The 4292-nt window shown below is 69.9% G+C and carries 5 protein-coding genes; 3 read left to right on the top strand and 2 right to left on the bottom strand.

Going from position 1 to position 4292, the window contains the following annotated elements:
• Positions 1-1071 (top strand): MFS transporter (locus ACOJSN_RS19685; RefSeq protein WP_420114180.1); only part of this gene is annotated, 1071 nt, incomplete at its 5' end.
• A 1-nt stretch (position 1072) separates the two neighbouring features.
• Here ACOJSN_RS19685 and ACOJSN_RS19690 read toward each other — a convergent pair.
• Both ACOJSN_RS19690 and ACOJSN_RS19695 read right to left on the bottom strand, forming a co-directional pair.
• Positions 1073-1816: a MerR family transcriptional regulator gene (locus ACOJSN_RS19690; protein ID WP_420114181.1), complete on the bottom strand. Its 744-nt coding sequence runs from the start codon at positions 1814-1816 to the stop codon at positions 1073-1075.
• A 4-nt stretch (positions 1817-1820) separates the two neighbouring features.
• Entirely contained in the window at positions 1821-3080 is a 1260-nt protein-coding gene (locus ACOJSN_RS19695; protein ID WP_420114182.1) for an MFS transporter, read from the bottom strand.
• A gap of 158 nt (positions 3081-3238) precedes the next feature.
• Here ACOJSN_RS19695 and ACOJSN_RS19700 point away from each other — a divergent pair, with 158 nt between their 5' ends.
• Both ACOJSN_RS19700 and ACOJSN_RS19705 read left to right on the top strand, forming a co-directional pair.
• A complete protein-coding gene (locus tag ACOJSN_RS19700) occupies positions 3239-3847 on the top strand; it encodes a dihydrofolate reductase family protein (protein WP_420114183.1) in 609 nt (202 codons plus the stop codon).
• A gap of 189 nt (positions 3848-4036) precedes the next feature.
• The coding region (locus tag ACOJSN_RS19705) for a type II toxin-antitoxin system VapB family antitoxin (RefSeq protein ID WP_420114184.1) at positions 4037-4292 on the top strand (256 nt) is incomplete at its 3' end.

The raw sequence follows: 4292 nt of genomic DNA on the forward strand, positions 1-4292 counted from the left end.
GTCCTCGCCATCGGCGCGATCCCGCGAGCGCTGCTGATGCTGCCGGGCGGCGTCGTCGCCGACCGGCTGGACCCACGTCGGCTCGTCATCGGGACCGACACGCTGCGCTTGCTCGTGATGGCGGCAGCCGCTGCGCTCGGCTGGATGGTGGGCGTCCTGCCCGTGTGGCTCGTGGCAGTCTCGGTCCTCTTCGGCATCGCCGACGCCTTCTTCCTGCCGGCCATCGGGGCCATGCCGCCGCGTCTCGTGGACCGTGAGCACCTCACGAGGCTCCAGGCGTGGCGGATCGCCGGACTGCGGGTCAGCAACACCGTGGGTCCGCTTGCGGGCGCAGCAGCGATCACGCTCGGCGCCCCGGGCGCCTTCGCGGCGATCGCGACGCTGTTCGCGATCTCCGTCGCGCTGCTCGTGACCGTCAGACTGCATCGAGCGGGCTCGGTCCCGACGGCGGTCGCGGCCGGTCCGGCGTCGTCCAGCATCCGCTTCGGATGGAGGCAGGTGCGCGCGCACCGGCTCGGTCGGCTGCTCCTTGCGACGGCGTTGTCCGAGCTGCCCTTCTCGGGTCCGGTGTCGATCGGGGTCGTGCTGCTCGTGCAGCTGCGCGACTGGGCGCCGGAGACCGTTGGCATCGTGCTCGCGGCGTTCAGCTTGGCGGCACTGCTGGTCACGCTGCTGTGTGCGGCGCTCCCGCGGCGCTTCTTCACCGGGGCGACGGTGCTTGTCTCCCTCCTCGCCGCCGGTGCGATGTTGCCGGTAGTGGCTCTCGCTCCCACCGCCTGGCTGGTGGGAGCCACGTGCGCCGCGCTGGGAGCCGTCACCAGCATCACGATGGTGGCTTGCCACGGTCAGGTGCAGCAGCGGACACCACCAGAGCTGCTCGGCCGGGTCACCTCGATCCTCACGCTGCTCACCCTCGGACTGGCACCGCTGTTGTATGCGGCCAGCGGTATCGTCATCGCCTCCTTGGGCATCGAGGTGTTCTTCATCCTCATGGCCTCGTTCTTGATCGCGGCCGCCGTCGCCTGGGTGATGGCACCGCGGGGAGTCCCGACAGCACCGGCGCAGGCGTGACTCACCCGAGACTGCCCGCGAGGTTCTTCTCGATGAGCTGCAGGAGGCGTCGCTGAGCGGGGTTCATGCCATCCTTCACGAGAGTGGCGAGTGCGGTCTGGACATCGAGGCTCAACGGCGCGTTCGGGCTGTCGAGGACGTCGGTCAGCACCTGCTGGTGGGTGGCGAGGAACGCCTGGATCGGGGCTGTTGCGCGGTCGGCGGCAGCGGCGATCTCGGGCTCCGTCGCGTCACCGGGCAGGTTCCCGATCGCGGTGTTGGCCACGTGCAGCTCCTCCGGCCCATCCTGCAAGGCATCGATCAGCAGGCGGATGTCCTCGCGCGGCATCATGTGGCTCAGCACGATCGCGATGTTGCGAGAGCTGGGATCGCCACCCATGGCCTCGAACGCACCGAGCGCCTCCGGCGACAGGTCGGGAGAGACGCCCCGCCTGATCAGCTCGTCGATCTCCCCGCGGAGCCGCACCAGGTCGGCGATCCTGCCGTCGACCTCATCGCGCAAGCCCTGAAGGGAAGCGCGGCCCTCCTCTTCCGAGTCGAGCATCGACGCGACGGTGCTGAGCGGGAAGCCCAGGCCGGCTAGGCGGTTGATGCGCAGTGCCAGCGCGAGGTGGTGGGCGGTGTACTCCTTGTAACCGTTGGAGCGCCGCCCCGGCTCGGGCAGGAGCCCCACGTCGTGCCAGTGGCGGATCGAGCGCAGCGTGACACCGGTGAGGTCCGCCAGCTCCCTGGTGCTCCACGCCATCGAGTCATCCCACCTTCGCGTCCGCCGCCGGCTCCATTGTGTCCAATGACCGGAACGCGGGTGCCATCAGAGCGAGCACCACGGTCGCCACCATCAGGGCGGCGATCCCGATGCCGGCCGCCGGAAGCCCGAGGTGCGAGCCGATCGCGGCGATCGGCGCAGCGGTCAGGGCGGGCGCGGCGAGCATGAGGGCGTTCTGCGTGCCCAGCACGCGTCCACGCATCGGGTCCGGGGTGGCCTCGATCGTCGCCACGCCCAGCGCCGCGAACATCGGGCCGTTGGCGAGACCGACCACCACCGCTCCGGCCAGCACGATCCACGGGCCGGCCATCAGCCCGACGACCGTGAAGCCGATGCCGATCCCGATCGCGCCGATCACGAACCACGTGCGGCGCCTGACCCTGCCGACGGCCGCCGCGTACACGGCGGAGCTGATCAAGCCACCCAGGGCGATCCCTGTAGCGGCGAACCCACTCAGCTCGGGCAGGTTCTCGGCCGTGAAGTACGCGGGCATGACCGTGGTCTGCAGTGCCGCCATCACGGCGACGACCATCGCGGACAGCAGGCTCGCACCCAGCACCAGTCGATGGCCGAGCAGGAACCTCCACCCGCTCAGCAGGTCCGCGAACACACCGCGCACACCGGCGCCGCCCCGGCCTGCGCGGGACTCGGCGGTCACGACCGCTCCAGCTGCCGATGGCATCGCGAACGTTGCCATCGCTGCCGCCAGGCTCATGCCGGCCGTGATGAGCAGCGTGGCCGAGTCGACGCCGATCAGCCACACCAGCAGCCCGCCCAGGCCCGGTCCGAGCAGCATCAGCCCACCCGAGGCAGATTCCCGAATCCCGACCAAGCGGTCCAACGAACCCGGCCCACCGCCGTCGAGCTGGACCAGCCGCGGAAGGAGCGTCTCCCGGGCGGTCATGCCCGGCATGTCGCCGAACGCGCCGATCACACCCAGGACGATGAACCAGGTGAGATCCAGGCCCCACACCGCGTCGACGATCGGGAGCGCGGCGACCGACGCCGCCGACATCACGTCGCTGATGATCGACACGGTGCGCCGGTTCACGCGATCGACGACGACGCCCGCCAGAACCCCGACCACCGCCGCCACCGCGGCCGTGATCGAGGCCAGCAGGCCCGCGGCGAGGACGTCGCCCGTCTTCGCGAGGACCAGCAGCGGGAACAGGACCATCGCCACCCCGTTGCCCAGCAGGGAGAGGCTGTACGACCCGAGATAGACCCATGTGCTCCGACTCATGGAGCCATCAGAAACTATGCCGCCGCGGCATGGTCAAGGCGGCTGTGACCGAGTGCACGACGGCGGTGGGGCGAGTCTCGTCGTCGTCGTAAGTTAGGTGCCCTGTCAAGCCACGCGCGGCGGCTACGCCCCGCGATCCATCGACGACAAGGGACTCCGTGAGCAAGCTCGTGTACCTCATCGCCTCCACGCTCGACGGGTTCGTTGCGGGGCCCGACGGCGCCGACCCCACCGGGCCGGGCGGCTTCTGGACTCCGTCACCGGACTACGTGCAGTACCTCGTGGAGCACTACCCGGAGACGCTGCCCGGGCCGGCGCGCGCCGCACTCGGCGTGACCGCTGACAACGTCCACTTCGGCACCGTCGTCGAAGGGCGCAAGAGCTATGCGGTAGGACTGGCGGCCGGGGTGACCAACGCCTACCCGCACCTGCGGCACGTGGTCTTCTCCCGGACGATGGAACAGAGCCCGGACCCGACCGTCGAGGTCGTCGCCGGTGACCCGGTGGCCACGCTCCAGGACCTCAAGCGCAGCGAGGACAAGGACATCTGGCTCGTGGGTGGCGGGGAGCTGGCCGGCGCGCTGGCCGGCGAGATCGACCGACTGATCGTCAAGCTCAGCCCGCTCACCATCGGCACCGGAATCCCGGTGTTCGGCCGGTCGGCGACCTTTGCGCCCACCGCCTGGGAGCGCGTCGAGCACACTGTTCTCGACGGCGGAGCGGTGTTCCTCACCTACGACCGGCTGGCTGGCCCGCCGCAGGTGTGAGCGCCGAGAGTGCGGGCTGTCGCGGCGGCTCCGTTCCAGATCCCGCTCGGCGCCCCGATTCCACGGTCTGCGGAGGTTCGCGCCGACCGACTGGGTGGGCGCCTACTGATGGCAGTGCCATCGGAGCTTCTCCGGGTAGGCGCGGACGGTGGGTAGAAGTATACCCAACGTCGATGGTAGAATGGTGCTATGGGCCTGAACATCAAGAATGAGCGTGTGCACGCGCTCGCTCGCGAGGCTGCCGCCATCACCGGGAAGTCGCAGACCGGTGCGATCGAGGAGGCGCTCCAACGGCTCCTGGCGTCCTACGGAGCAGACCCCGAGGCGTCGCGTCGCGCCGTCAAGATCGATCTCGCTTACGACGTTGCCCGCCGATACCGCGCGATCCAGATCGAAGGTGACCCGGCGCTCGCCACGGTGGAGGACCTGTACGACTCCTCGACGG

This window comes from Pseudactinotalea sp. (assembly GCF_048594945.1).
Taxonomy (GTDB): domain Bacteria; phylum Actinomycetota; class Actinomycetes; order Actinomycetales; family Beutenbergiaceae; genus Pseudactinotalea.

What these genes read in the sequence shown, in the direction of transcription:
- ACOJSN_RS19695 (WP_420114182.1), bottom strand. Translation starts at nt 3,080, where the DNA reads ATGAGTCGGAGCACATGGGTCTATCTCGGGTCGTACAGCCTCTCCCTG.
- ACOJSN_RS19690 (WP_420114181.1), bottom strand. Translation starts at nt 1,816, where the DNA reads ATGGCGTGGAGCACCAGGGAGCTGGCGGACCTCACCGGTGTCACGCTG.